Source organism: Pantoea sp. SGAir0183 (assembly GCF_043545505.1).
The window spans coordinates 3969391-3994629 of the sequence record NZ_CP028053.1; the positions used below are offsets into that span (position 1 = coordinate 3969391).

Sequence of the window (25239 nt, forward strand, 5' to 3'; positions counted from 1 at the left end):
GTCAGTTGCCTCCCGGCTGAGGCTGGCCCATCTGGCTGAAGCCCTGATCCTGATTGCCGGCTTTCTGCTGCAGCTGGTTATCCTGATTACGTTCGCCCTGGCGCTCAAGCGTGGTCAGCAGGCTGTTGCTGCTGATGGACTTGCGCAGCTCCATTTCGTTGCGCAGCGCGTTCAGCTCGCGATCGAGCGCATCAACGCGGCGGTCACCCTCGGCAATGGCCTCAGGCTGTTCGGCCGCGTTCGGCTCAGACTCACCGGTCGTCAGCATGCGTCGCATGGTGAGTGCCGCCTCAACCGTGTCAGACATGGCCAGTTCACCCGCCAGCCGCTGCACCAGTGCGGCCCTGTCCGGGTCATCACGCAGCGCCTGAATCACGCCGCGCGTGACAACGAGGCTGCCGGTTTTGAGCGCGGCCAGATTATCGGCCGTGGGCTGCAGCTGACCGTTAACCAGCTTGCTGAGCTGCTCCAGGTTGGTTTTGGTGGCGTCTTCCAGTACCGGCGAGAAGCCAGTGCCGGCAACGGTGCTGCCCGGCTGGTTATCCGCGCCGCCGCTGGTGCATTCGCTGGTTTCACGGCAGGTGCGTATAGAGCGGTCGCCGAGAACTTTAACAACGGCCGAAGCGGCTTCATCGGAGGATTTATAGCGCTGGCAGACCGTACCGTTGCAGCTGGATGAGCCTACGCTGCTGTTGCTGGTCACTGGCAGGCTGTTCATCATGTTGTAGCCGGCTTTTGCCAGGTCACGCGTGGGCTGAATCGCCGGCTGTCCCTTGCCGCCGCGTTTCTGGCCACCGACCCAGGTCACACCTTCTTCGCCCGTGGCCTTCTGCAGTTTCTGGTCGCTCGATACCGCATCACCACCGCTCGATGCCACGATGTCTTTATACTCTTCAGATACGGCCGCCTGCTGCCACTTGCTGCCCAGGGTGTAGTCGGCCAGCTTTTTCGACATGTTCTGACAGTTCATCTGGGCCTTGTCGAAGTTCAGGCCCGCCTGCAGCACTCCGTTGGTCAGCATTTCATACAGACCCGGATTGGCACGCTGAATGGCCATCGCCGGCATGCTCATCACCGCGCCGGTCGCCCCCTGAATGACGTTACCCATGAGGTCCTTGAATCCGCTGGTGATGCCGTTCAGCTGGTTACCGACGGTGGTTTTAAGGTCAAAGTTGCCGCACATCAAATCACTGCTCCAGCCGCCGTCCAGGCCGAGCCGTGACATGTTGCTGCGCGTTGAAGGCGGCGAAATGACAGAGCCGCCGCCGATGGAGTAGAACAGCCCGTCGTTGATGGCGCCGCTGACGCCGGCACCCTGTGAGGAAAGCGTGGTATCGATGGCCAGTGCCGGCATCGCCAGGGAAAGCAAAAGCGCGCCCGTGGCCACGCGCAGTTTTTTAACGCTGAAATTCATCATGCTGTGTGTCCTTATGAAAAATCGGTGCTGTAAAGGAAGGTCTGGCCACGTCGCTTACAGCAGCTGTAGGGCTGCCAGAGCGCCCAGGCGTAGTCGCCGCTTTCCGCCGTCTGTCCACCCGTATCAGGAAAGACCGCGCAGCTCTGCGACAGCTGAGGCGAAAGCCGCTGCCACTTGTGGTTTTTTGTGCCGGTGTTTTCGGTAACGGGGTCCGGTGGCCAGTAACCCGGAGACCGCTGGCCAACCAGTGGGTTGTAGACGTGCAGCTGTCCCTCGCGGGTCATGATGTCGGCCACGCGCTGAACCACGACGGCCGCCGATTTGTAGCTGTCGGTCTGCGTGACGAAGCCGCTGCGGGGATAAACGTTGCCCCACATCTCGCCGGCAAACGTATTCCCGATTTCACGTTTTCCGGGGATGAGTGCTTCCGGATAGAGCGACTCCGGAATTCCCGTTCGCCACGCGAGGGAATCCATGGCACTGACGAAATACGGCACGAACGGCGCGGCGGCTGAACGGCAGGAGTAGCCCGGCACCATCCCGCCGATAATCGACGTTGCCGGATGGCCATATGCATCGCCATAGTAGAAATGCAGGTTCTGTTTGCGCATGCCCGGGGCCTTCATCTCCTGACGCCCACCGCCAGCAGGCACGCCGGCGAGACCGCCCGACACCAGGCTTTCAGCGCCGCCCGCCGTGGCGCTCACGGCTGACATTTCAGTCCAGGGGTTGTCGCCTGGGTTAAGGTAGGCAGAGACCACGGCTTCAGGAATATAGTGGGTGACTTTGACCGAGGTTTTCACCGTGCAGCCAAAGGGGGTGCAGAGCAGCCAGTAGCAGATGCCGCTGATGCGCCAGCTTATACAGTCCGGGCTAATGGCGCTGGAGAGCAGGCTCGCGGTGTTCACGCTGGCAAGCGTGCCGGTGCAGGTAAACAGCGTGGCCAGCATCAGCCGGCACGGACGGGACAGGCGCATGTTCACGGCTGTTTCTCCCGCCAGGCATCCAGTTTCGCCTGGGCGGCAGCGACGTCGGTTGTGCCGTACACCACCCATTTATCGTCGAACACCACGGCGGGATACTTTTTCAGCCCGAGTAACCAGGCGTGTGCGACGCAGGCGTAGCTCGCGGCTAACGCCTGCTGGCTCTGACGGAACGCCGGGGTGGCGATAACGGCACGGGCCTGCTGCTCAGCCTGAGCAGGGGCGGCGGAGAGCGGGCCGAATTGCTGCGCCAGGAGGCGGTCGGGCGCGTCCAGCTCGGTGACGGTGACGTCGGGGCTCAGTTCACCGGTAACGGGATGAGCATGGTCAGTATAAATCACGGTGCCGGCGTTAGCACCTGCGGTGAGAAACAGAGTGGTAAGGCAGCATACGGGGATTTTCATTAAGGGCACTCCCTGAGTGAATAATGCAGTCAGGGTGCGTTTTTAGTGTGGGAGGGTCAGCCGTTAACTCTTAACTCAGATATCATAATTCTTTACCAACTCACCACTCACAATAACCGCTGCAAGGCGCAAATGTTCGCCTAGTGCCAGAAACGGACGTTGAATGGCCAGATTTAGCAAACCACTACAGGACGATGTATAGTGGCTGATGAGGACAAATATAAATTGGAATGTCTCTATGGTGAGCCTGTGTCACCATGCGTAACGCGTTTACTGGCGGTTTTGATGTACGTGTATACTGCTAACTGTACTTCAATAGCTTTGGTGAAAAAGTATGTTGGGATTGTTAATTTCACATGCAGAATGATGCAAATACATGTTAGAAGTAGTGCATTTACACACTACACTTTTTCTGAATCCTATGATAAAAGTGATAAAATACTCCATTTTTGGCGAGCGCTATGACTGCTAATGATATAGCTCGATGGAATACTGAAAGCGCTGCTTTGCTGGTGCTATCAGAATTACGTGGCATTAGTTATTGGACTCTATACAAGGTTGCTCAAAAAGGAATCCGTTTCAGAGATGTTGTAACTTGCTCAACATTATCAAAATTCGAATCAATTCTTGGAGTTAAATTACATCGTGCACCATATTATTTGACTGAGAATAATTGGTCGACGTTTCGTGATGGAATGATTTCTGCCGCTAAAAACCTATTAACACAATTTCATAGCAAAGGTTATAAATTAATACATTATGGATCTTCAGATTACCCGGAGAAATTGAAGGATTTAAATGATCGCCCTTACTGGATTTTTGCACAAGGTGATACTTCGTTGCTTAGTAAAAAATGTGTTGGTGTAGTTGGTACGAGAAATCCAACTGCTCTTGGACTTTATTTAACACAAGCAGTAGTCTCCCAATTTATTGCATCAGATTATATTACTGTAAGTGGCTTAGCATATGGTATTGACCAAGCCGCCCATGAAGCGTCAATTTTATTTAAAATACCAACAATAGCCGTTCTAGGGACAGGTTTAAATTCTAATTATCCTAGAAGTAGCGTTGAACTGAGGGAGGGAATTGTAGACAATGGTGGTCTTATACTTACGGAATATCTGCCAGATCAAAAACCAACGCAAGAAAACTTTGTTCGAAGAAACAGAATACAAGCTGCTTTAAGTGACATTTTAATTCCTGTCGAATGGAACTTGAAAAGCGGAACGTCACACACGGTACGAAATGCCGCCCAGTTGAAGAGAACCATACTTTGTCCATTACTAAGAGGTGAATCCATTCGGGAGGAGATTAAATACGCTCAGGACGAATATTCAGCAATAATATTGGAAACTCCTCTTTCGGGATTTAATGAAGTGATGGAGTTGATTAAAGAAAAAACCGTTAGTAAGTTACAGCAATTGTCACTTCTGGGAGATGAGTAAATGCATTTGAAAGCTGTTATATTTTCAATCGCAGATGTCGTTTTGCCTCTTTTATCAAACCCGCAACCTCAGGAAATTAAGTCACGAATCGATGTTGAATTGAAGAGGTTATTTAAGTTTTTATCATCTAAAAATATTAAAGTCCTTTTTCTAACAAACAACAACAGAAATGTTAGGACTAACAATGGAAATATTGCTGTTGATGATTATCTAAAACAAAAATTCCCAGGCTCTATACATTATTGCCGAGAGCTTAACAAGGAAATACCTGCAAAACAAACAGGAAGAGCCATTGATTTCATTATGGCTGATTTAAATATAAATCGTAATGAGATAATTTATGTTGGCCGTTCTGAAGAAGACTTACAGGCCGCGACAAATGGTAAGACTTTATTTATTAATGCTACATGGTATCAACCAGTCACGGAGTATGGATTTCAGTTTTCTGAACCAAAAGAAATTGCGAGATTTATAGATGTATTTTGTTTAAGAGAGGAATTATGGGGGTGGCAGGGGCACTTGAACCAAGATGTTCACTATTACGCCTTAGCCCCCTTTAGTACTCATAACCCTGAGTTTACAATGTACTCTGCCAATGCAAGAAATTTAGCTAAGTTATCTATTGGGAGTCCAGATTTTTGGATAAGATATCTTGGTGCTAGTATTTATTTCTCAGGCTTGAGTGAGGGGGCAAATTTTATCACAACTTATGTTGGACATGATGCTAATGACCCCTATAAATTGGCAAATATCATGGAGCATGACCTCAAAGGCTTGGCAGTATCATTCAAGGGTAAATATCTCAAAGATCTCTTTGTAAGACATACTACAGCCGTAAAATCTCAGCAGGAAAGAATAGAGCGCCGACAGGTTGTAATAACATCACAAACAAATACTGTGAATTTAAACTCATCCCCTATCAAAAATTTGAATACAGGAGAGCGATATATTAACAAGCCAATATTGCGCGGAAAAAAAGTTTTAGTCATTGATGATTTCTGCACTGAAGGAAATGCCCATGAAACTGCGAGAATGTATTTAAAGGCAGCTGGAGCTGAAGTTGTAAATATCTCATGGTTGAAGTTTGTTAATAGAGATGTGGCAGTTTGCGAACCAAATTGCACAATAAGAGCATGGGAGATAAACACTCTTGACTCTAAAGATATTAATTATGTTGGAAGAATCGGTTATGCAGAAAATCTTTCTCATGGTAGTGCACCTCAAGAATTGGCAGAAAAAATTCGACAATATGATCATTGGGATTGGCCACAATAATTCCTACTTATGACTGCAACATAAAATCAAAAAAACAAAAGGATCATAAATGAAACTAGAGAAAAAAGGCCTCTCAACTAAAAAAAAAGTAATTTTAGCTTATTTTTTATTTTGGTTTTTTATATATATTTTTTGCGAAAAATTTTGCGAATTAACGGGAATCTCTAATGTGGATTTAACCCGTGCATTTTTAAACGGATTTATGGCATCTTTGATACTTTTTGCGACCTTAAAAGAAAGATATACAAGAATGTTCGCGGAAGAGAATTATGATGAATTTGTAAGTTCCGACAATCTCCTTGCCTCTTTCAGCATGGCTTTCGTGCCATTTGCTGGGGCAATGACAGATTTAAATCGGGCAAGTGGTGGACTAACCGCTACTACTTTTTGTTTAAGTGTCATTTTGATCTTGTGTACTTGTGAGTATACCGTATTCCTTTGTCTAACAAATAAAGAGCGCTCTAAGCTCATTTGGAATCCGAATTGCGTTGCTTTCGGCATTTCATTAATTTGTTTTATTACCACACGCCCAGATGTTGCCTACAGCTTGATAGATGTTTATGACTATATTAAATACTCATTTTAAATTATCAGAATCTGTCAAAAAATTCTTGCGGGCTCTATGCCGCCCGCACCCGCAGCCTCCGTTCCCGCCCGACACCATACACCGGTGCCGGGCGATAACTGAGGGTCTGTTTAATGGCACATCTCAGCCTCTGTTGCGCGGTCTATCTCCTTTAGCACCCACAGCATATCTGTCGCATCTGGCACACAGATATTCCAGCGAATGCCGGTCCTGTAATCCCCCTCGGTTGGCCAGAGTGTATTGCCTGTCACGGTGATGAGAATATCCAGAGCCCTGTTATTGGCACCGGAAAGATGCACGGCCGTGCAGCTGCGGCGCCCGACGCGATGCGGATAGACCGATACCAGCAAGGGATGCTCCAGGCGCTGACCTATCTCCTCACGGAGCTGCACGATGGCACGGTTATCCGTCTCACCGACCGATGCCTGCCCCTGCGGCGGGACGGTAAAAATGACAGTGGCAATTAAAGCCTTGTCCCCGACAACCAGTGGCGGCGCCATGGTCAGTTTTTTCATAAAATCCCCTGTCAGTGAATAAGACCACGGCTCTCGTCAAGGCGACGTGCAACATGGTAAACGGCCTCAAGTTCCGTACATTTAAATTCATTCATGATGGCCCGGCGTTCTGCTTTCTCTTCTTTTTCCGTCATGCCCAGCGCCAGGTAGAGGCTCGGTGGAACGGCCCGAAACAGCGCCTGCACCTTACGCGAGAGAATGACCCCCTCAGTGTATTTGCGCGGCAGTTTTGTGGCAGAGAGCAGCATCGCTTTTTGCTCATCATTAAGCGTCTTGAAGCGGGCAATCTGCTCAACCTCTTCAGGCGGCATAACCAGACATATCCACCACTCGGCCATGTTCAGCATCTTTTTCGACGTATCAGGGAAGTCGGCAAGATTCTGGGTAAAAATCCAGAGCCAGGTGCCTAACTTACGCCACATTTTGGCGATTTTTGTGGCATAGGGTCCCAGCAGTGGGTTGGTGGTGACAATATGTCCCTCATCAATGGGCACGATGATGTCACGGTCAAGATACTGATCGCGTTCGGCGATATTGTTGATGGTATTCAGGAGGGATATAACCGCCACGGCCATCTGAGCCTCATACCCTTCGCGGGCCAACTGCCCCAGGTCCACGATCGTTACGTCGGCCTCAGGCCAGGGGGTGCCCGGGCGGTTGAACAGTTCGCCCTCAAAACCTTCCGTGAACATGCGCAGCGCCTCAGACATCTCCTCGGCGCGTGCGCGGCGGGCCGGCGTGCGTTTCTCGCGGCCGTCGTCGCCCAGGCTGATGTCATGAGCTATGTCCTGCAGCGCGAACATCAGGTCCTCGGGCAGCATCTGGCGGGACTCAGCGTAAGCCTTACGGGCAGCATTCATGATGGCTTCGCGGATCATGCCACGGTCGGCACGCGTCATTCTGGACTCTTCCGTGGCTTCACCACCGGTAATCATCAGGCGGGCAGCAATCTCCATTTCCCCCAGAATGTCACGCTCACCGTCTTCATCATCCTCATCGTCAGCATCTGTATCCGGCAGGTCGTCCTCAATGATGAGCAACGCCTCGGGCTTCACATTCAGCAAAAGGTGCGAGTCACCAAAGGGTGCCAGCGACACGACCTTGCCGGGCTTGATGCTGACGCGATGAACGCTGAGGCCCAGCGACGCACAGTAGTCACCATAGAGGCCAAAGCTGTTCCCCGCCTCAATAATGAAAATACGCGATCGATAGATGGCCACCATCTGAGACAGCTTGTCGACCGCCGTGGCTGACTTGCCGGCACCGGTCGGGCCAAACAGCAACAGGTGCGCGTTCTGGGTGCGATCCTCTTTATTCAGCGGGTCGACAGAAAGCGGACCGCCGCCCCGGTTAAAAAAGGTGAGACCGTGATTGCCGGTGCCGGTGTCACGCCCGTAAACCGGCGACATGCAGGCAAAGTGCTGAACAAACATCAGGCGCGTGTACCAGTTGTGGCGGTCAAGCTGCGGGTTAAAGCACATCGGCAGCGCCCGCATGTAGGTGCTGAGCGGACCGATATCGTGTTCCGGATTAACCGGCTCCAGCCCGCAGTTCAGCAGCTTACTGCTGAGGTCAAGGTAGCGTTTGCTCAGTGCGTCCTCGTCCTGACCCTTTATGAGCAGGGTAATGGCCGCCCGGTAAAGCTTGTGCTTGTTACCCAGGAACGTGCGGGCCGTGGCTGCGTCTTCACGAGCACGCAGCGAATCGACGTTCTCTCCCATCGAGTTGCGGCTCAGGCTGGCAAAATTTGCCTCAAGTTTGTCCTGACGCTGCACAACCAGTGTCATGGCCAGCACGGTGCCTTCCGGCAGCAGATCCATAATGGCGTTGATGTTGTCACCGCGCTTTACCTCACCGGTGAGGTGTCCTGTCTGAGGGCGGGTACGAAGTCGGGCGACCGGCACCGCTTTGTGCGCAACGTTATCAAACCACCATATGCCCTTGTCCGCATCGCTACGGGGGCGGGTGAACCACAAGCTTTCGCTGAAGTCATTGAGCAGAGGAAGGTCGCCGGGCGCGTCATCGCGGTGACGGGCACAGCGGTAAAGCGTGGCCTTGTCTGTCCACTGGGGGGCCGGGTTGAACCATCGCAGCAGCCAGCGGTGTATCTGCTCACCGTTCTGGCGCACGGAACGAATGCCGGCACCGCTCATTGCCGAAGTCAGACGGTCGCAGACCTGATTCAGTAAAACTTCCGGCGCCATTGGGTCGCGGTAAGGCTTTTCCACCCAGCGGTAAACCACCATGCGCGTGCGACGGATCTGCCCGCGCCAGGGTGCTCCTGTCACGGTTTCATCCACAAACAGGCCTTTTTCAGCGGCTACGTTCTTCAGGTGCCGCTCCTGTTCGTTCAGCCAGGCCTCGGTGAAAGACGTCCCCTGTGCCCGGGGTCTGACGTAGCCCCGGATGGAATCCATATACGCCGACAGATCCGAATCGTCCTGACAGAAGAACTGCACCACCCACTGGTGTGAGTCCAGCTCGGGGATACTGTCCTGCAGCGCATTTTCAACCACGTCGCGGATTTCTTCCAGACGTGACTCGGGACGACCTTCGGTGCCGACGGGATTGATCTCATATACGGCACCCACGGAAACGCCATCATCGAGCAGGATGCACTGGTGTTCGGGAAGGTATTCCCCCCAGGGAACGTGGTCAATAATGGAGGGACCTGTGGCATAAAGACCTGATTCATCGGCATGCGTCAGCCGGCCGTCACGGGTGATCGGCTCATGGCCCTCAACCGAGAACGGCCCGTGACCGTGCTGATGTTCAGTCTGCGCTTCACGGCGGCGGCGAAAAAGACGAAAGGTCATTTACAGCGCCTCCGTGCGTTCGCCGGGCAGCGCGTACTGCACCTGGCTGTAAAACGGGAAAACGGTACTGTAGCCCGGCACCGGCGTGTTGCCGTCGGCCAGATGCGGAAACACATACATCACCATATCCGGATTGGGCAGTCGCGGAAACGTCTGCTGAATTTCATTTTCCTGAGTGCGGCTGTAGCTGTCCCGGGTCTGCTGTCCGATCGTACGCTCACTGTCGGAGACCGGGCGGCGCAGCGTGGTGCGGCTTTCAGCGGTGGCGTGGGTGGTGGACGCGCCGTTGTTCCAGAGCTCCAGCATGGTGCTGTCACCCGGCGGCAGCATCTCATCTTTAGAGGTACTGCAGCCGCTCAGCATCAGGGCAACTGTCCCGCTCAGAATGAGCAAAATTAAGGCATTATTCTTCATCATCAGCCTCCAGCGTGTGCATCTCAGAAATGACTGCTGAAAGGCGCAGGATGCGACCGTCCGCTTGCTTCATGAGAACATCGGTATCTTCACGGACCAGCTTCTGCGCGACGGCCAGCATGGCAAATTCTGTTACGTCATGCGGTTCAGCTTCCCACTTGCCAGTATCACGCCGGACGAAGCCGGCATACAGTCGGCCACTTAGAGGGGTATAACCCACGCGGTACTCAAGCTCACTGCTGTCTTTACTTTGGCTGTTCATCAGTCCATCCCCGTACCTGAGCCTGCCAGGCTGAAGTCATACTTCACCTTACGGCCTTTTTCTTCATAGTCGATCGCCAGCTGGCGGGTAATGTGCAGCGCCACGGTCTGACCCGGTGGCACGTATATCGCGTCAAACGTCTGGCCATAACGCTGTTTTACCCAGTCCACGGTTTCTTTCATGCTCCCGGACAGCGATTTACCCAGCACGGCCTGTCCCGCATCACCGGTCAAGGTCTGCGTCACGCCGCCCATGGCGTTGGTCTGGCCCGTCATCTGGTTCTGTGAAAGGGCATCGCCGGCAGCGGCAGCGCCGGCCAGCAGGCTGATAGTCGGCAGATAGGTAGAGGCGTTGCTTTTACGGGTGCCGGAGATGCAGGGAATGCCGTTGTCATCCGACAGCCAGCCAATGCTGCTATTGCCGTTTCCGCTGCTGTTCTGTGAATTCTGATTGTTACCGCTGGCGTTCTGACTGTCCGGCGACGGCAGCGTGCGCACCGTGCCGTCCGCGAACACAAACGTGATGCTGGTAATGGACCCCCGCACGCAGGACAGCGTCCAGTCACCGGTCGCCGTTCCGGATACGATGGCCCCCTGTACGTCCGGCAGCTCGATGCCGTTGGCTGTCAGGTTGTCTTTGCCTAACATAACCTTGAACGGGTATGGATCAGTGACTTTGCCGTCAATGGGAACGCGGCCAAGCAGTGCCGTCATGGCGCGACTGCCGACCAGCGTGGAGTTCTCCGGCAGCGTAAACACCGGATCGACGGGTTTCACCGCATCCGGCACGGCCTGGCTGACGGCAGTGGAAACCGCTGCGCCGGCCTGCTTACCGGCGTCACCCGCTTCACCGAATGACGAGGCAAACGAGAAGCCGGTCGCGCTGTTTTTATTGCTGTCATTCACGGGTTTGCCGCTGGCATCCACCGGGATGCCGTCTTTAGGTTCGACCCACTGCAGGCCGTCTGAGGCAGGTGCTGACATCGCGACGCTGCCACTGGTGCCGTTGTCATAGCCCAGACCAATCGGAATGTCGCTGCCGGGTGCGCTGCTTTTGTCAGGCGTTGCGGCATTTTTGTTTTTCAGTTGCTCAAGCATCTGACCGACCTGCGAACTGAGGTCGGAAACCTGTGCGCTGAGCTTTGCCCGCTTGTCAGCCTCGTCAGCACGGGCGTTGGCCACGGCCTCGTTAATTTGAGCATCCACGTTGCTGTTGGTCTTTTTCAGCTCCGTGTTTTCCTCGTTAAGTTTTTTGTTGTCACTGGCGAGCGTATCGAGGCGGTCCTGAACGCGGCGAAAGTTGCCCACTATCGTGCGCAGGGTGTCCTGCGGCGTGTCGCCTTCAACGCCCAGTGCCTTGAGATCATCAGGCGACAGGTCTTTCAGCGCTGCATTGGTGGTTTTTTGCGTCGACGCCGTTTTTTCCTTTGAATCCGAGCAGGATTTAACGCCCACAACGATGGCGGCGGTCAGCACCACCGGCACCGCAATTTTCACTATCAGGTTTGTGCCGGGCTGGCTCATTTCTTCGCCCTCCGTGCCGTTTTGGGCAGAACCGTGACGGGTTCAGCGATAAACGCGCCCTCAGGGCGTCCCTGAATGACCAGGTACACGACCGTTGTGTCTTCAGGCGTGCCGGCACGACCCAGCCAGCGGTGCTGAAAGGTCGCCGTCTCGAACTGTCCCTGCAGCTCTCGCGGGTCGAGGACCACCTTGTCGGCAGAGCGGTTACGCACCTGCAGCGCCACCACGCTGTCGCCCAGCAGGCTCCAGGCCGCCATCGGCGTGACCGACACGGGCTCGCCGGGCATCAGCGTGGTAATGGACGAGGGCAGCTTCAGCGACACGGGGCTGATACCCGGCACCGGCTCCACGGTGCGGACCGGACCGTACAGGCTCTGTGCGGCATAGCGGGTGAGCACCACCGGCAGCGGGGCGCTGAGTTTTGGTGTTTTGTGTGCTGGCGCAGCGTCAGTACCCGACTCCGGAGACGGACTTTTTTTGCTGCTGCCGGCATCGCCGCTCACCGACTGTCTGTCACTTGCCGTTGCAGTGGCCACCTCACCGTCATAGACCAGCTTTACCGGTTCGCGCGTCACCTTGCCGGGCACGGCGCTGACGTCAAGCAGGATGACTTCGCCGTTTTCCTTGTTCTGCAGCTCGATGCGCGTTACCGGAAAGGAATCTCTGGCATCGAAGTACACCGCGCCGCCGGTGCTCTGAATGCGCACTTTGCCGTTTAGGGACGGCGGGAATCCCACGCGCACGTTTTTATTCACAAACACGATGCGCTCCTGGCCGACGGTGAGCGGTATCTGCAGCGGAATGCGCTCCCACTTCATGAGCTCAACCGCCTGCGTCAGGCCAGAGACCATCAGCAGGCACAGCAGTATCAGAGGACGTTTCATCACTGGAAGACTCCTGATTTTTTCTCCGGCTCTGGCTGCGGCATGGCTTCGAGCTGCTGCGGCGTGGAGTCATAGCAGTCAAGCGCCAGACCAAACGGGTTGCGGGCCGGATCACCTTCCCAGCGCACGACTTTGAGGGGGTAGCGAACAAGCGCCCTCTTGACCTTCTCGGCGTGGTAATACTCGTCAGCTACCAGGTCGAGCCGCACCACCCAGCGATCGTCACTCAGGATGTCAACACTGCTGTCGCTGTAGCCGCGACGGGGGATTTCATACACCACGCGCACGCGGTCCTTGAGTTCGCCGCTGTTTTTACGAAACTCATAGTCCCTGTTCAGGAAATCCTGACAGGACGGCGTCAGGTAAGGACTGAGCTGGGCAATCTTCGCCGAATAGTCCACCTCACCGTTGGTCGGCCAGGCGTTGAGCTGCTGGAAGATATAAAACGCGAAGGCATAAACCGTTGAGGGCGGAATAACCCACCATTTCTGCGTGCTGCCGGAGCGCAGGTCGGGGGGAATGTGGATGGTCATGTCCGAGGGCGCACGCATCCAGCCAACTGACGTCACCAGCATGCCGGCGAACAGCAGCACGCAGGCAATCCTCAGGGAAAAGATGTGGTTATCACGCGCCGTGATACCGTTACGAAACCGGCTCATAAACCCCTCCTCAAAGCCCGCGCGGACGTGCGCTGCAGCTCCCAGGCGCGGCTGGCCAGAATCATCGAGCGCGACAGGCCAAGGCGGCAGCGGATTTGTTCCAGCCGCTGCCAGATGTAGTTCTCAGGCTTGCCGCGCTTGTAGGCAGCAATCCAGTTCCCGCCGAAAAACACAGTAAGAATCGGCATCAGCAACATGCAGGTCGGGAATGCCAGCCAGCCGACGTGGGGCACCAGGCAAAGCGGTACGCCCAGTGGAATGCCCACCAGGCTGCCCGTACCTGCCGCAAGCAGAAACTCGCCGGCGGTAAATCCCCGGTACACCACGGGCGGGTAATTGAGCCGGTCGGGGAGAAAGTCGATAACGGCCATCACTGCTCCTCAGAGAATGTCTGCTGCCTGTGTCGCAAGGAAAATCACCACCAGGATGAGGATGATGCCGACGACGCTGTAAAGAATAAGTTCGGTCCAGGTGCCCTTACCTTTACGGACATCGTGAAACGAAGTAATGACGGCGTGTGCAACAGCCAGGAAAGCAGAGACGGTTACAAGAAGACCAAAACCCAAACCTGCCATTTTTACGTAGCCCATCCAGGTGTTCCATATCCCACCTCCGCCGCCCGTTGTCGGTTGCTGAACGGAAGGCAACCCGGCTCGCGCCTGACCGTCAGAAAGCAGAAAAATGAGCAGCGTGGCACGCAGTCGTGCGGCACGGCAGAACCTGATAAAACGGAGTTTCATTGCGGTGTCCTTTCAGTTAAAAAAGAAAAACAGGGTCAGCAGCCACAGGAGCGCCAGACGGATGAACGTTTCGGTAAACTGCCGAAAAGTCACCGTCTTAGACGCGAGGCCCCGGTACGCCTGAACCAGCGCCCAGGCAGAGAACAGCAGGATTACGATGGCGAGCGCGCTCAGGATCAGAATGTTCAGTTGGGAAGGAGTGAGGCCGCCACCGGTGCCTGCCGCCCAGCCGGAGGTCTGAGCGCCGTTCATCGCCACGCGGGCTCCTGCGCACGGTACTGCCCGCTCACCGACGCTGAGCCGGTGTTAGGCTGTGCCCGGGACGGTTCGAGGTAGGTGGAAATACCCTGTTTCATGGTGGCGATATCGCGGGTTGCCTGCTGATAGTCGAAGTAAAAGCGGGCATCCTGATTCTGGTTCGCCACCACGCGGGCGCGGTCAAGGCCCGCCTGGACCTGATCCAGCTGGCGCATCACCAGCGCGAGCTCGTCCTTTTCGGAGGCATGACACGCCACGGCCGGCATGACGCAGACGAGGAGTGCAATGAAAGGGGGTAAACGGCGCATGTACGGCTCTCCCGGGTATCAGATGAGGGTGAGAGTGCCGCAACCGCGACCGCCTGACAGCAGTAAAATCTTTATGGATTTCTGAAAATAAAAGCAGATTGTTTCTGGCGAAAACCGCACCGGCTGGGCGATTATTAATCAAACAAAACATTCATATCCGGAGCTGAAGGCACATGGACACGACCGAAGAGCTTAATGGCACCTATTTCTATGGCGGATACAGCAACGTTACCCATGTCCAGTTGTTCTGGCTTGTGGGCGTTCAGGTGGTGAGTGAGCATCTCGGACTCGCGGCGACAGACGCGGCACTGGTTCTGGCAGGACAACCTCTTATTCCCACCCGCGCAAAACCCGGTAGCGCAACCAAAGGCACGTCAGTCGCCTCTCTGGCTTCCCGATACCTGCTGAATTACCGTTTTCCAAAAGGCATGTTACTGCCGACACTCAACGGCAAAACCATCAGTCAACTGCACGTTAGCTGGACCAACCATCTGGGTGCGTTCGTTGGCCGGAATGTGCCGTGGCTGGGCTGGATAATGACGTTTACCACGGTCTACAACATCTTTAACGATATCCGCAGCACCTACAACCGGGTTGCCCGGCCGGAACACCGCATCCAATGGACCTATTTTTAATGGACACGCTGAGTGAAGAAATCATTACCTTTGTGAGAGATAACTATGCCCGCCGCCGGTTTATCTTCTGGGGTCAGCGTCACCCCGTCACGCCTGAAACCAGCCTCCGGGATGACCTGAAGCTCACTATAGAGACGGCAGGCGCGTTGATGCATGAGTATTTTGAGCGCTGGAACGTTGAAAGCCTGGGCTTTGATATCAGGAATTACGTCCATCCGGAACTGCCAGGAACAGGGGATATACCGGACCCTCATAAGCCGCTGACGGTCAGCATGCTGATCGACTCTGCACGGGCCGGCCGCTGGCTCTTTCCCTGAACAGCGCCCGTCTCAGATGCCCGGATAAAAAAAGGCCTGCAGCAGCGCAGGCCCTCCGGGCACATTCCCCGCAAGCACACATATCACAGATACTTTTTGAACGACGCCATCACAACAGCCAGTACGCCACCAACCAGCAGCGCAGAGGGCAGCAAAAACAGATTTGGCCAGACTGCTGTCGGCCATGCCAGGTACAGCATGCAGGGGCCGTACAGTGCCGGCTTGATGAAGCGTTTGGCGTGGTGATAGACAAAGCTCGACTCGTAGCCTGCCCCGTAGCGACGCAGGTCGCGCCTGACCAGCCCCTCCACAATGCCGGTGATGATGACCAGCCCGAACAGCGGGATGCTGAGAAACAGGATCATCACGCGGATAAAGAAAATCAGCGTCACCCAGAGCGTGGCCTGCAGGTATTCTCCCAGCCAGCTGATGAGGGATGCGCCAAAACCGTTCAGGGACGGAATGAGGCCGCTCCCTTTCTGACTCGCTTCCCTGAATGAGGCCAGCCAGTGACTGAATCCGCTGTCCACAAACAGCCAGTGCCAGGCGGCCTGAACCCAGCGGGTGATGGTTTCCACCGGTGTGGCCATCAGCAGGCTTCGGGTATACCCCGAAGACAGCCAGTGGCTTTCGGCCAGCATTACCTGATAGCTGTGCGTGGCACCATCGTCCGGCCAGAGGAACGTCATGCACGCATATTCAACACCCAGGCTGACGAACAACGAACCGATCAGGATGCCGATGATGCTCAGCGGCAGGTCCCACAGCAGCAGTGTAAAAGGACCCGGGTGTCTGTGTTTCGCGGGAGCGCTCTGTCGTGCGTTCCCGCCGTCATTCTGGGACATGAAGGCCTCCCGGAATACCGGCGTCGCCACCCGTCCACCAGGATTCGCCGCTGTGGTAATTCTTCTCCATCGTGTCAGCCAGCTGCTTCAGACTCGCCGGCATAAAGCGGTCGTTGTCGTCGCTGACCGGCAGCGGCATACGGATTTTCCACAACCTTCCGCCTTCCAGCAGGGCAAAGGCCTGACCTTTCGGCAGATTAATGATGTCAGACGGGCTTATCATCGGCACCTTAACCAGCGTCACCTGATCGTTAACGTTACTGTTGAAGTCCGTGCCTTCACCCGGGCGGGAGACGTCGGTCACACCTGATGTCAGGGTTTTCTGGTAGACCCCCACTTCAGGTAACTGATCGGTCATCAGCATGGCCGTGTTTTTTTCGCGAACCCGGAGCATGACCAGTGAGTTAAAGTTACCGATGACCTGGCTGGCTTTGGCCGCATTCCCGATGCGGGCCTCAATGTCGGACAGCGTCTGCGTGTAGGCCGTAACCTGAAAGCCGGCACCGCCACCCTTGTTGATGAGAGGGATAAACTCATCGCCCATCAGCTCGTTAAACTCGTCGCAGTGCAGGTTGATGACGGCCTTGCCGGCTTTTTTGTCACCCTCATCGCCCAGACCAAACTTATAGATGTGGCCACCTTCAGAGACTAGGTCGGCAAACATGCTGTTTCCCACGGCGGCAGCCACAACCGGGTCAGACAGCGCATCGAGACCAACATAAACCACGCCGCGAGACTTGATGATGTTGTGCCAGTCGAGGATCGGACGTGGGTCGCTGAGGTCTGTGTAATCAGGAGCCAGAAGCGCGGCCGTCTTGCCCGTGGTGAGTTTTTCCAGCAGAGGCAGCAGCGAGGCCACGATTTTGTCGAAGTACGTACGGTCGTACTGCACCGCACTGCGCAGCCCATCGAGGACCGGGTCCCAGAGTGTTTTACCCTGAGGGCTGGCCAGCACCTGCTCAGACGCCCATATTTTTATGCCGTTCGGGCGTCCCTGCAGGTGGCGTGGCAGGTCTTTTTCTTTGATGCCTGCCTGCATCAGTGCCTCCAGACTGCCCATCAGCGCCGGTGCCTTCCCGCTCAAAAGGTTATCGACATAGGTCTCATACAACTCGCCGATATTGGTGACGTAGCGCAGAATCAGGTTGTAATCCGGACGCTGGCCAAGCGCGACCAGCGCACGGGTGATTATGTTAACGAAACGCCAGGCAAACTCGCGGAAGGCGGCGGCGTTGCCCTCACTGGAGAGCTGACCCGCGACGCGCGACGCCACCTCGGAAATGCGACTGAAGCGGCCCACGGCGTTGTAGCGGGCGCTGATGTCCGGCCACCCCAGGTGGAACACCCAGAAGTTATCCTGACGGCCGGCGCGGTGCGACTCTGCATACATGCGCCGGAGCAGGTCTGCATCGCCTTTGGGGTCGAAAACGATAACCACCTCAAATTCACCGGCGGCATTGCGCCGGCGGATATCCTGCGTAATAAGCAGCTCCGCCAGGCGGGTTTTACCGACGCGTGTAGTGCCCATGACCAGCATATGGCCTACGCGCTCGCCCAGGTCAGACATGACGTTGACCTCATCAGGCTCAACCCCGTGATAAACGGAACTGCCGCCGACCGGCGGCAGCGGCCGGAACGGATTGAGGGCAGAGTCGGCCGAAGTCAACCGGCACAGCCACGGCAGGCTGTACTCCATCTTTTTTTCCAGCTCTCGGGCCAGGCGGTACATGACCGAGGGCTGGACGTAAATTTCGCATTCAGGGCGGCGGGCCTCCATCAGCCGCTGCGTATGGCGGGGAGACCACTGAAAACCTTTACCGAGAAACAGGTGCCGACGACTGACCGGTATCTGATCACTGGTTAGCGCATAGCGAGGAAGGCGGCGTATGTTACGGCGGTAGCGCAGTATTTTTAATCCTTGAGAAGTGCGCTTCAGCGCCAGCACGCCAAAGCCCGCAGCCGTCACCCAGCTGACCGACGGCGCCAGCGCAACAGACCAGGGCGCCGTCAGACAGATGAATGTGGCGCTGCCGGCCACGGTTGCCGAGTACATCTCGACGGCAGGACGGAGCAGCGACTCCATGACATAACGATCGCTCATTGCTCAGTCTCTTTGCCTGTCTTTAACATCACCGTGACCCGAGCCGGCATGAAAGATTTCCCGTCTTAATAAACGGTCGCGCATTCTCGTAAATTCGCGGTTATATTCGCGACGCAAAAACAGCAGCATGTCGATCTGGAGACTCAGCAGGATTAACACGGGCCACATCTCAGGAAACTGATGGATTACCTTTAACAGCCCGCTGCCGGCGCTACTCAGGGTAAACACCGGACTGGCAAACAAAAGAACAGGAACCGCCATCATGAGGATTGTCAGGACTGCGGACAGAAACATCAATGGCCAGAGGAACACGGGCTTCAGCAGGTACATAAACAGCAGGAACACATAATTCAGCAGGCTAAGTAAAAGGAGGAGCAGGGATTTGAATGCACGGCCTGCGTTCAGTGACTGCAGCACGTTAATGGCAGCGACCGGGACGGTCCTGATGAAAATACGCATAACAGACGACCTCAATGGCGGGATGAAGGGGCCCTGAAACCGGACTGCAGCTCCAGGTGATGAACGTTGTCATGAAAATCCAGCCAGCGCCTGTCGCCGGAAAGCAGCTGAAGCAGGCGCTGGCCACTGATGAGAATAACTAACGGGCAGCGCCTGAAAGCATCATGGCTGCTCAGGCCGGTGCGACCGGTATGAATAAACAGTCCCCGGGACTGTTCCTGAACGGCCAGCAGACCGAAGGCAGCAACGTGCTGTGCATTGATGGTGGCGCCGTAGCGCTTCGCCTGAATGAGCCAGCGCTGGCCGGCTATCCAGACCTGACCGTCCAGGCCGCCGTCGCCGCTGTAGCGGGCATTGCGTTTGATACGAAATCCCTGGCGGGACAGCGACGTCAGCAGCATCTCCTCGAACACGTACGGATTCACTTTGCGCAGCCAGACCATACGGGCAGCGTCGTCTCGCAGCTCCGTCAGGCGGACGAGTGCTGATGCTGCGCGTTTCTGATAACGGCGGTGTCGACGATCGCTGGCGCTCCTGAGACAGAAAGGCGAAAGCAGGCACACCAGAACGAGGGCCAGCGCCACAACTAACGCCACCCGGACAGGATTCGCCTTTATCAGCTCTGCAATGACATATACCGGCATCACTGAGACAGCCCCTTATCAGTAATTAATACGGGGTAATGGGCCAGATGCAGGCGGCGGGCAAGGTCACCGCCGCTGACCGGCACCATCTCAGTGGACGGCGCCAGCGCACGAAGCACGCTCAGAGCAGCCGCGTCCTTCACGCTCACGACCATGCCCGTGGCATGCATCTGACTGAGCGCTGCCGCATGCTGTGAAAGCCACTGTTTTGACAGGCTGTCGTCACCCACAACAAACACCGGCGGCATGCCTGAGAGCTCAAGCGGCTTAGGCGACACCGTGCCCGGGCTCATTTCCGGCGTGCTGACGGGCAGCATGTCGGATATGGACAGCGATTCTGGCGGTGCTGCAGGCACGGAGGGTGCCCCGGCAACGGCATCTTTATCGGCGTTGATGGCATCAAAGAACGGCGCTGTGGGCTCACCACCCAGGTCACCGACCACAACCAGCGCCGCGCTGGCCCCCGTGACGACGGAGAGCAGGCACGCGCTGAACAGAGCATTCCGGATAAAGCAGTTGCGTTTCATCATTTCGGTTCGATCCAGGTAAGGGTGTTACTGGCGAGCTCGACCGGCGTGACAGACTGTGCACCGGTTGACACCGGGGCAATCTGGCCAAGCTTGCGGCGGACGATAGCGATGTAGGTCTGCGCTTCTTTACCGCCGGCAGGATGGTGATAACAGCCAGCCGCGCTTAACCAGCTGCCGGGACGCGCTTCGTAACAGGCCCGGAGTATGCGGGCGGCGGCACGGAGGTTGAGATACGGGTCAAAGGCGTCGCGGTAAGTCGGGAAAAAATGTCCGTTCCAGCCCAGGTTGACCTGAGCCACGCCGACATCGATGTTCTTCAGTGGCCAGCGCTGCATGAACCCCAGCAGCGCGGTAAAGGCCGCTTCACGCGTTTCATAGTGATAACCCCGGCCGGCGACGTTGATGGTCCACGGCCAGGGTTTTGTACCCCATGCGGTTTTGCGGGTGCTCTCTGCCATAGCCAGCGAATACAGTGACTCCGCCGGCACGCGTTCTGCTGCCGCTATCTGCCGGTAGGCATCCGGAATAACCTGACCTCTGTCAGCCGCACTGCTGGCGCAGCTCACCAGGCAGAGCACGGCAGCGGCCCGTTTCAGTACGCCGCGACCTGCCATCCGGTCTCCCCCTGCTGCAGAATGACCGGCATCTGACCCATGCCATACTTAAACCACAGGCCGTTGTCGTGATTGAGCGTAATCTGACGACTGCGGACTTTTTCTACCGGAATATTGTGCTTAACGGCCCAGGCACGCAGGCCGTCATCGCTGTCGATGCCGACCAGATACAGGTCGACGGGGCGGTTATCAGCCAGAACGGCGGCAAGGCGCGCATCGCAGCGTGAGCAGTTCTCCTTCAGGAAAAGCGCCAGGCGACCCTGCGTGTCGTGCGCAATGCCGGCCGCGTTGGCGCCCATGTTTACCGCCAGCGTTTCCGGATAGAGGCGAAGCCAGGCCGCGTTAACGTCACGCTGAAAAGCGAGCTCCTTCTCGGTTCGCTGATATTCGTGTTTGACCCATAACTCAGCCAGGCGCCGGCGTTCCGCGCTGTTATCGGTTTCCACGCCAAGCGCCGTGAGCGGGTCCAGACCCGGTGACATGATCCCGCGCTCTCCCTTCATCAGCGTCTGATAACGGCTCCAGTCGCTGTCAGACAACCCCCACTGCCGGGCCTGCTGCTGAGTGCTCAGACTGGAAGTGGTATTTTCCTGAATCGGCGCCACACGGCTGTTAACTGCCGGCGTCTGCGCAGTGGATGCCAGCGCCCAGAAAGGCAGTAATATGAGTGTTGCAGTCAGTGTTTTTTTCATGAGTTGTCCTTTTACTGAACCTGAAGACGAACGGCACTGCCATTAACGCTGAACAGCGCCGCGTTGCCCTCAAGCGCACGCAGGGTCCAGCCCATAAAGCCGTCCCCGGGTGAGAGGAGGCGCATTGAGGAAATCACGGTGACGCCACGCGGAATGACGACGGCGAAGGTCTGGCCTCCGCGACGTTCGATGCCGGTCAGCTCAAACGGTGCAGCCGGCATCACCGCGTGCCGGACTGACCGTTTAGCCTTTTTTGGCGAGGACACTGCCCTCTGAGACGGCTGCGGCTTTGCATTTTCGGGCTCAGGGGCTTTTTGCGTGGCCACGGCCTGTTGTTTCAACGCATCGATGGCTGAGGCCGACGTCTGAACCTCCTGACGTAACTGCCCCAGCTGTTGCTGCAGTTGTTCAACAGACTGCTGATCGGAGAGGCTCGCATCGCTGAGCTGATTCACACGGGTGCTGAGTTTCAGCTGTTCAGTCGACATCGAGGTGACTTTGTCCTGCACCGGCGCAAGCGCTGACACCTGTTTTTCCAGCGTTTTCAGCTTTTCCTGCATGATGGTAACGTTCGAAGACAGCTGGCCAATCTCGCCGCTGCGGAAAGCGGCATCCAGAGTGTTAACCCGGATAGTCAGGTTCGACACGCGTACAAGCAGTACCGCTGATGCCGTCAGGGTGCCGAGGAGAGCGATAACCACAATGGCAGCACAACCCTGACGCAACCGTCGCCGTATGTCGGGCGGCCGTTTTTCAGATGCTGGCGAAGAAACAACGGACTCATCTGTTGTGACGCTGGCCCCCGATACGGGCGCAACCAGTTCATCAGGTGAGGCATGGGAAAGTGACATCGGTGAATTCCTTATGGCTGCACAGCAGAACGGCCATAAGGTGCAAAATTAACGCAGCACTGGCGATGATTAACTCATCAGCCGCTTTCAAAGATTTATGAATCCGTTACAGGCTACTCAGGAGATTTAAATCTGACTGACGCAGCTTTACGGAATTTTTTGCAGGATAGCTCCGGTTGTTCAACAGCGAGGAGGAAGACACATGAAAGCGGGATTCCGTTTTGCAGCTCTGTGTATGTTCGTCACCTTTACCGCAATGGCCAGAGACATTCCGCATGTAAAGCCGCTGCCCTGGCACCGCAGCGGCTATACCGGCCATTCAGGTATAGCCGACACGGCAGAAACACCTGACGAACACATCAGAGAAGAGCAACCCCGGGTGTCCCGGTCAGCAGTATGAAACTCAGACCGCCAGAGGGCGGTCTTTTAGTGCTCGCCCGTTCTGTATAGAGACATCACTGGTAAATGAAGCCGCTGAAGGCGCCCGGTGAACATCCGTATTCAGGTAAGGGGTTGGAAACGATGCTGAAGCTGGTATTAGCCGGCACCTCAAAAGTGATAAATCCCATTTTTGCCCAGCCCGGATTATTATCGTGCGCCTGTGCAACATACTTACCTCCGGAGTAGCCAGTAAGATCGTAAGTGTTAGTGCAGTCACCACCATCCCCCACTTCTCTGTGGACAGTCGGGGAGCCGCCTGTAGCATAAACGGTAATGGTATAAGGCTGGCCGTTATAGCCATTATACTGCCCCGTGATATAACCCAGGTCAGCGTACTGGCCGGTTGATTTCATACCCACCCATTTACCATCTTTGCAGGAGAGTATGCCGCCACTCCAGTCGCGGCTGACCAGACCGTTTGGCCCGCATCCCGCACCGGGACTGTTTACCCCGTCAAGCTGAAGGACATCCCCCGTGGAGAGCCGGCCGTTTGACCTGACCGTTCCGCCCTGTAGCTGGCCGCCGGTGTAAATGCTCTTATCGTTAACGGCGCGAACCCAGTCGTTATCCGACATGTAAAAACCGCCACCGTGCGCTTCATCCAGCCAGCCTTTACCGTCGCGGGTGATGAGCCAGCCACTGTTACTGCGAATATCGCCGTTCGCCGTGATGTTGCTGCCGGCAGACATGTTGCCGCGTGCGTTAACGTCCTGACCCGTTACGGTGCCGTTCGCCGTGACGTTGCTGCTGAAATTGCCGTTTGCCGCGTTCACATTGCCCGTATTGTTCAGGTCATTTCCGCCCATATCGATGCTGGTATGCATGGTGTTGAGGTCAGGTTTGCCGTTCACCGCAAACCGGTATAACCGGTCACTCTCAGCCCGTGAGGCGCCGAGGTCATCCGTAGTCAGAAGTGCCGCGATATGGCCGGGCGTGGTGTTTGCGTTAAAGGTCTGGAGGGAGGCCGACCAGCCTCCCCGGGCGCCGGTGACGGTGCCCGCTGTATTGATGTAGCCGCCCATTCCTGAGTTGATGCTGACAGCAATCTGATCCATGGCCATGAAAGGCAAAGGACTACCATTCTGTGTATAAACCAGCGCCTGCAGCTGATTATTCTGGGACGGATTTCGCACTACATTGGCCAGATACTGCTGCCCATAATCGTTATTTTCATTGAATCCCTGCTCCAGAAACCCCGTGTTTTTCAGCATGGACGGCGTCACTGTGACGGGTGCGGTCGAGAGCAGGGTATCGTAATAACGGCCCGTATAGCTTTTGACGGCCTGGGTAAAACGCGAGGCCTGCGTGGCGCTCCTGAGCCAGTTCTGTCTTGCGTTCCAGTCCTGAATCAGTGAACTCCCCCAGGTGGTAATATAAACCAGAACGATAAGCGCAGCGCCCATACTGAGTAGTGCCCAGCCACGATCGGGACTTTTTAGTGTTGGCATGATGTTCACCAGGTAATAAGAGGCTGATAGAGCTGAAAGAGCGTTACCATTACAGCGCCGGCTGCCAGCCAGGGGCCTAATGGTCCGCCCTCAGAAGCGCGGCGAGACTGTAACTGCCACATCGCAAAAAGCATGACACCGATGCCGACGGCATGAAAACCGCTGAACCCCAGCCAGGCGCAGACGGCACCACTCATCCACACATCACCCATTGCCGGATTTTCTCTCCCCCCCTTTAGCAGACTGACGTAGCGCAGACCGCCGGTAATGACCAGCATGGTGGTCGCCGCCACCATATGTGAAAGCAGAGCTGACAGAGCGGATACAGAGGCACCTGTCAGCGGCTGCCAGAGCGAAGCCATCAGACCGGCAATCAGGCACTTGACCGTCACGGAACGTGGCAGCAGTCCGGTGAGTGCATCGGTCAGGGTCAGCCTGAACAGGAACAGAATAAAAAAGAACCATGGCAGACGAGCGGAAAGTGGAGACAGCACAGTGAGAGTAGCGGCCGTTGCAAACAACCAGCACACAGCCGATTCGGTGACATCCTGATCAACAGTGACTGAAGGGTACAAAGACAATTTCAGGTCTGCGCGAACGCGGGCGGCCATCAGACACAGCAAAAGAAGAAACAATGGAAAAAGGCCCGCAGCGAACTGCCAGGGCATACTCAGGGTCAGCAGTATCACAGTTTTATTCCCCGCTCTTTTAACAGCAGTTTTTTATAAATGGCATACACGCGGTTGGCGTAGGACTCGCGGTTTTCGTGCCGGTCTTTTCGAAATCCTGCGTTGTACGAACCCAGGCAGTTCCAGCTGATGCCACAGACCTGAAAATGGGTGGCCAGAATCCAGGTGCCTATCTGCACGTTGAGGCAGGGTTTTGTCAGCAGATCCTGCGGGCTGCTGATAAAGCCCTTTGCGATAAGCGACGGAATATGGGTTGAGTTCACCTGCATCAGTCCGTAATCCGTGCTGAGTGCCCGCCCTGTGCGCGCATCACGATTTATATGTGTAATACCCGCGTGCAGGCTGCTCTCACCGGTTGCTATCGCCTGAATCAGAAGCGGGTCGATGTGGTATTTTGCGCCCGCTGCGTCAAAACAAAACGCGTGCGCGCGGGCGCAGAACAGAACCATTAGCATCAACACGAACAGCACAGTACGAGGCATGA

31 protein-coding genes are annotated in these 25239 nt (G+C 55.8%); 6 read left to right on the plus strand and 25 right to left on the minus strand.

Annotated features, from left to right (window positions below; all coding sequences use genetic code 11):
• Window position 1 precedes the first annotated feature (1 nt).
• From C1N59_RS18505 to C1N59_RS18515, 3 genes are all read right to left on the minus strand, one after another.
• Window positions 2-1354: an integrating conjugative element protein gene (locus C1N59_RS18505; RefSeq protein WP_394550914.1), complete on the minus strand. Its 1353-nt coding sequence runs from the start codon at window positions 1352-1354 to the stop codon at window positions 2-4.
• Window positions 1355-1428: 74 nt separating this feature from the next.
• A complete protein-coding gene (locus tag C1N59_RS18510) occupies window positions 1429-2394 on the minus strand; it encodes a TIGR03756 family integrating conjugative element protein (protein ID WP_394550916.1) in 966 nt (321 codons plus the stop codon).
• Window positions 2395-2396: 2 nt separating this feature from the next.
• A complete protein-coding gene (locus C1N59_RS18515) occupies window positions 2397-2804 on the minus strand; it encodes a TIGR03757 family integrating conjugative element protein (RefSeq protein ID WP_394550040.1) in 408 nt (135 codons plus the stop codon).
• A 461-nt stretch (window positions 2805-3265) separates the two neighbouring features.
• On the opposite strand from C1N59_RS18515, the gene C1N59_RS18520 reads away from it, so the two are divergent.
• From C1N59_RS18520 to C1N59_RS18530, 3 genes are read left to right on the plus strand one after another with little or no spacing between them, the layout of a single operon-like run.
• Window positions 3266-4249 (plus strand): DNA-processing protein DprA, encoded by a 984-nt coding sequence (locus C1N59_RS18520; RefSeq protein WP_394550041.1) that lies wholly within the window; start codon window positions 3266-3268, stop codon window positions 4247-4249.
• Window positions 4250-5524 carry a phosphoribosyltransferase gene (locus C1N59_RS18525; RefSeq protein WP_394550042.1) on the plus strand — a complete coding sequence of 425 codons (1275 nt, stop codon included), beginning with the start codon at window positions 4250-4252 and terminating at the stop codon, window positions 5522-5524. It abuts the gene before it with no gap.
• A gap of 49 nt (window positions 5525-5573) precedes the next feature.
• Window positions 5574-6110: a hypothetical protein gene (locus tag C1N59_RS18530; RefSeq protein ID WP_394550043.1), complete on the plus strand. Its 537-nt coding sequence runs from the start codon at window positions 5574-5576 to the stop codon at window positions 6108-6110.
• Window positions 6111-6220: 110 nt separating this feature from the next.
• On the opposite strand, the gene C1N59_RS18535 is transcribed toward C1N59_RS18530, so the two are convergent.
• The 11 genes from C1N59_RS18535 to C1N59_RS18585 are packed head-to-tail and all read right to left on the minus strand — an operon-like array spanning window position 6221 to window position 14489.
• Window positions 6221-6625 (minus strand): hypothetical protein, encoded by a 405-nt coding sequence (locus tag C1N59_RS18535; RefSeq protein WP_394550044.1) that lies wholly within the window; start codon window positions 6623-6625, stop codon window positions 6221-6223.
• 11 nt (window positions 6626-6636) lie between these two features.
• Window positions 6637-9441, minus strand: a complete 2805-nt coding sequence (locus tag C1N59_RS18540; RefSeq protein WP_394550045.1) for a conjugative transfer ATPase — start codon at window positions 9439-9441, stop codon at window positions 6637-6639.
• Window positions 9442-9855, minus strand: coding sequence for a TIGR03751 family conjugal transfer lipoprotein (locus tag C1N59_RS18545; protein ID WP_047714167.1), 414 nt, complete (start codon window positions 9853-9855; stop codon window positions 9442-9444).
• The gene (locus C1N59_RS18550) at window positions 9845-10117 is read right to left on the minus strand and encodes a DUF7446 family protein (RefSeq protein ID WP_263775425.1); all 273 of its coding nucleotides are present in this window, start codon (window positions 10115-10117) and stop codon (window positions 9845-9847) included. The genes C1N59_RS18545 and C1N59_RS18550 overlap by 11 nt, the downstream gene beginning before the upstream one ends.
• Window positions 10117-11640 carry a TIGR03752 family integrating conjugative element protein gene (locus C1N59_RS18555; RefSeq protein WP_394550046.1) on the minus strand — a complete coding sequence of 508 codons (1524 nt, stop codon included), beginning with the start codon at window positions 11638-11640 and terminating at the stop codon, window positions 10117-10119. The genes C1N59_RS18550 and C1N59_RS18555 overlap by 1 nt, the downstream gene beginning before the upstream one ends.
• Complete coding sequence (locus tag C1N59_RS18560) at window positions 11637-12524, minus strand: TIGR03749 family integrating conjugative element protein (protein ID WP_394515520.1); 888 nt, start codon at window positions 12522-12524, stop codon at window positions 11637-11639. The genes C1N59_RS18555 and C1N59_RS18560 overlap by 4 nt, the downstream gene beginning before the upstream one ends.
• Window positions 12524-13183, minus strand: a complete 660-nt coding sequence (locus C1N59_RS18565) for a PFL_4703 family integrating conjugative element protein (protein WP_019105572.1) — start codon at window positions 13181-13183, stop codon at window positions 12524-12526. The genes C1N59_RS18560 and C1N59_RS18565 overlap by 1 nt, the downstream gene beginning before the upstream one ends.
• Window positions 13180-13554, minus strand: a complete 375-nt coding sequence (locus C1N59_RS18570) for a TIGR03750 family conjugal transfer protein (RefSeq protein ID WP_325993129.1) — start codon at window positions 13552-13554, stop codon at window positions 13180-13182. The genes C1N59_RS18565 and C1N59_RS18570 overlap by 4 nt, the downstream gene beginning before the upstream one ends.
• Window positions 13555-13563: 9 nt before the next feature.
• Window positions 13564-13923 (minus strand): TIGR03745 family integrating conjugative element membrane protein, encoded by a 360-nt coding sequence (locus C1N59_RS18575; RefSeq protein WP_325993130.1) that lies wholly within the window; start codon window positions 13921-13923, stop codon window positions 13564-13566.
• A gap of 12 nt (window positions 13924-13935) precedes the next feature.
• On the minus strand, window positions 13936-14175 hold the full coding sequence (locus C1N59_RS18580; RefSeq protein ID WP_019105575.1) for a TIGR03758 family integrating conjugative element protein: 240 nt from the start codon (window positions 14173-14175) through the stop codon (window positions 13936-13938).
• The gene (locus tag C1N59_RS18585) at window positions 14172-14489 is read right to left on the minus strand and encodes an integrative conjugative element protein, RAQPRD family (protein ID WP_028724159.1); all 318 of its coding nucleotides are present in this window, start codon (window positions 14487-14489) and stop codon (window positions 14172-14174) included. The genes C1N59_RS18580 and C1N59_RS18585 overlap by 4 nt, the downstream gene beginning before the upstream one ends.
• A 173-nt stretch (window positions 14490-14662) precedes the next feature.
• On the opposite strand from C1N59_RS18585, the gene C1N59_RS18590 reads away from it, so the two are divergent.
• Window positions 14663-15124 carry an STM2901 family protein gene (locus C1N59_RS18590; protein WP_019105577.1) on the plus strand — a complete coding sequence of 154 codons (462 nt, stop codon included), beginning with the start codon at window positions 14663-14665 and terminating at the stop codon, window positions 15122-15124.
• Window positions 15109-15441 (plus strand): DUF1493 family protein, encoded by a 333-nt coding sequence (locus tag C1N59_RS18595; RefSeq protein ID WP_394515136.1) that lies wholly within the window; start codon window positions 15109-15111, stop codon window positions 15439-15441. Before C1N59_RS18590 ends, C1N59_RS18595 begins: the two co-directional genes overlap by 16 nt.
• An 83-nt stretch (window positions 15442-15524) precedes the next feature.
• Here C1N59_RS18595 and C1N59_RS18600 read toward each other — a convergent pair whose 3' ends face one another.
• From C1N59_RS18600 to C1N59_RS18635, 8 genes are all read right to left on the minus strand, one after another.
• A complete protein-coding gene (locus C1N59_RS18600) occupies window positions 15525-16286 on the minus strand; it encodes a TIGR03747 family integrating conjugative element membrane protein (protein WP_394550047.1) in 762 nt (253 codons plus the stop codon).
• Entirely contained in the window at window positions 16273-18387 is a 2115-nt protein-coding gene (gene traD / locus C1N59_RS18605; protein WP_394550048.1) for a type IV conjugative transfer system coupling protein TraD, read from the minus strand. Before traD ends, C1N59_RS18600 begins: the two co-directional genes overlap by 14 nt.
• 3 nt (window positions 18388-18390) lie before the next feature.
• Entirely contained in the window at window positions 18391-18732 is a 342-nt protein-coding gene (locus C1N59_RS18610) for a hypothetical protein (RefSeq protein WP_394550049.1), read from the minus strand.
• Between the two features lie 125 nt (window positions 18733-18857).
• Entirely contained in the window at window positions 18858-19490 is a 633-nt protein-coding gene (locus C1N59_RS18615; protein WP_394550918.1) for a restriction endonuclease, read from the minus strand.
• Complete coding sequence (locus C1N59_RS18620; RefSeq protein WP_394550050.1) at window positions 19490-20020, minus strand: integrating conjugative element protein; 531 nt, start codon at window positions 20018-20020, stop codon at window positions 19490-19492. The genes C1N59_RS18615 and C1N59_RS18620 overlap by 1 nt, the downstream gene beginning before the upstream one ends.
• Window positions 20017-20634 (minus strand): transglycosylase SLT domain-containing protein, encoded by a 618-nt coding sequence (locus C1N59_RS18625; protein WP_264228332.1) that lies wholly within the window; start codon window positions 20632-20634, stop codon window positions 20017-20019. Before C1N59_RS18625 ends, C1N59_RS18620 begins: the two co-directional genes overlap by 4 nt.
• Window positions 20613-21326 (minus strand): TIGR03759 family integrating conjugative element protein, encoded by a 714-nt coding sequence (locus C1N59_RS18630; protein ID WP_394550051.1) that lies wholly within the window; start codon window positions 21324-21326, stop codon window positions 20613-20615. The genes C1N59_RS18625 and C1N59_RS18630 overlap by 22 nt, the downstream gene beginning before the upstream one ends.
• Window positions 21327-21337: 11 nt before the next feature.
• Window positions 21338-22177 (minus strand): plasmid transfer protein, encoded by an 840-nt coding sequence (locus C1N59_RS18635; RefSeq protein WP_394550052.1) that lies wholly within the window; start codon window positions 22175-22177, stop codon window positions 21338-21340.
• Window positions 22178-22379: 202 nt separating this feature from the next.
• Between C1N59_RS18635 and C1N59_RS18640 the strand changes: the two genes are divergently transcribed.
• Window positions 22380-22577 carry a hypothetical protein gene (locus tag C1N59_RS18640; protein ID WP_024472528.1) on the plus strand — a complete coding sequence of 66 codons (198 nt, stop codon included), beginning with the start codon at window positions 22380-22382 and terminating at the stop codon, window positions 22575-22577.
• A gap of 55 nt (window positions 22578-22632) precedes the next feature.
• Here the strand turns inward: C1N59_RS18640 and pilV are convergent, their stop codons facing one another.
• The 3 genes from pilV to C1N59_RS18655 are packed head-to-tail and all read right to left on the minus strand — an operon-like array spanning window position 22633 to window position 25237.
• Window positions 22633-24066: a shufflon system plasmid conjugative transfer pilus tip adhesin PilV gene (gene pilV / locus C1N59_RS18645; RefSeq protein ID WP_394550053.1), complete on the minus strand. Its 1434-nt coding sequence runs from the start codon at window positions 24064-24066 to the stop codon at window positions 22633-22635.
• A 5-nt stretch (window positions 24067-24071) separates the two neighbouring features.
• Entirely contained in the window at window positions 24072-24755 is a 684-nt protein-coding gene (locus C1N59_RS18650; RefSeq protein ID WP_394550054.1) for an A24 family peptidase, read from the minus strand.
• Window positions 24752-25237, minus strand: coding sequence for a lytic transglycosylase domain-containing protein (locus tag C1N59_RS18655; protein WP_394550055.1), 486 nt, complete (start codon window positions 25235-25237; stop codon window positions 24752-24754). Before C1N59_RS18655 ends, C1N59_RS18650 begins: the two co-directional genes overlap by 4 nt.
• Window positions 25238-25239: the final 2 nt, after the last annotated feature.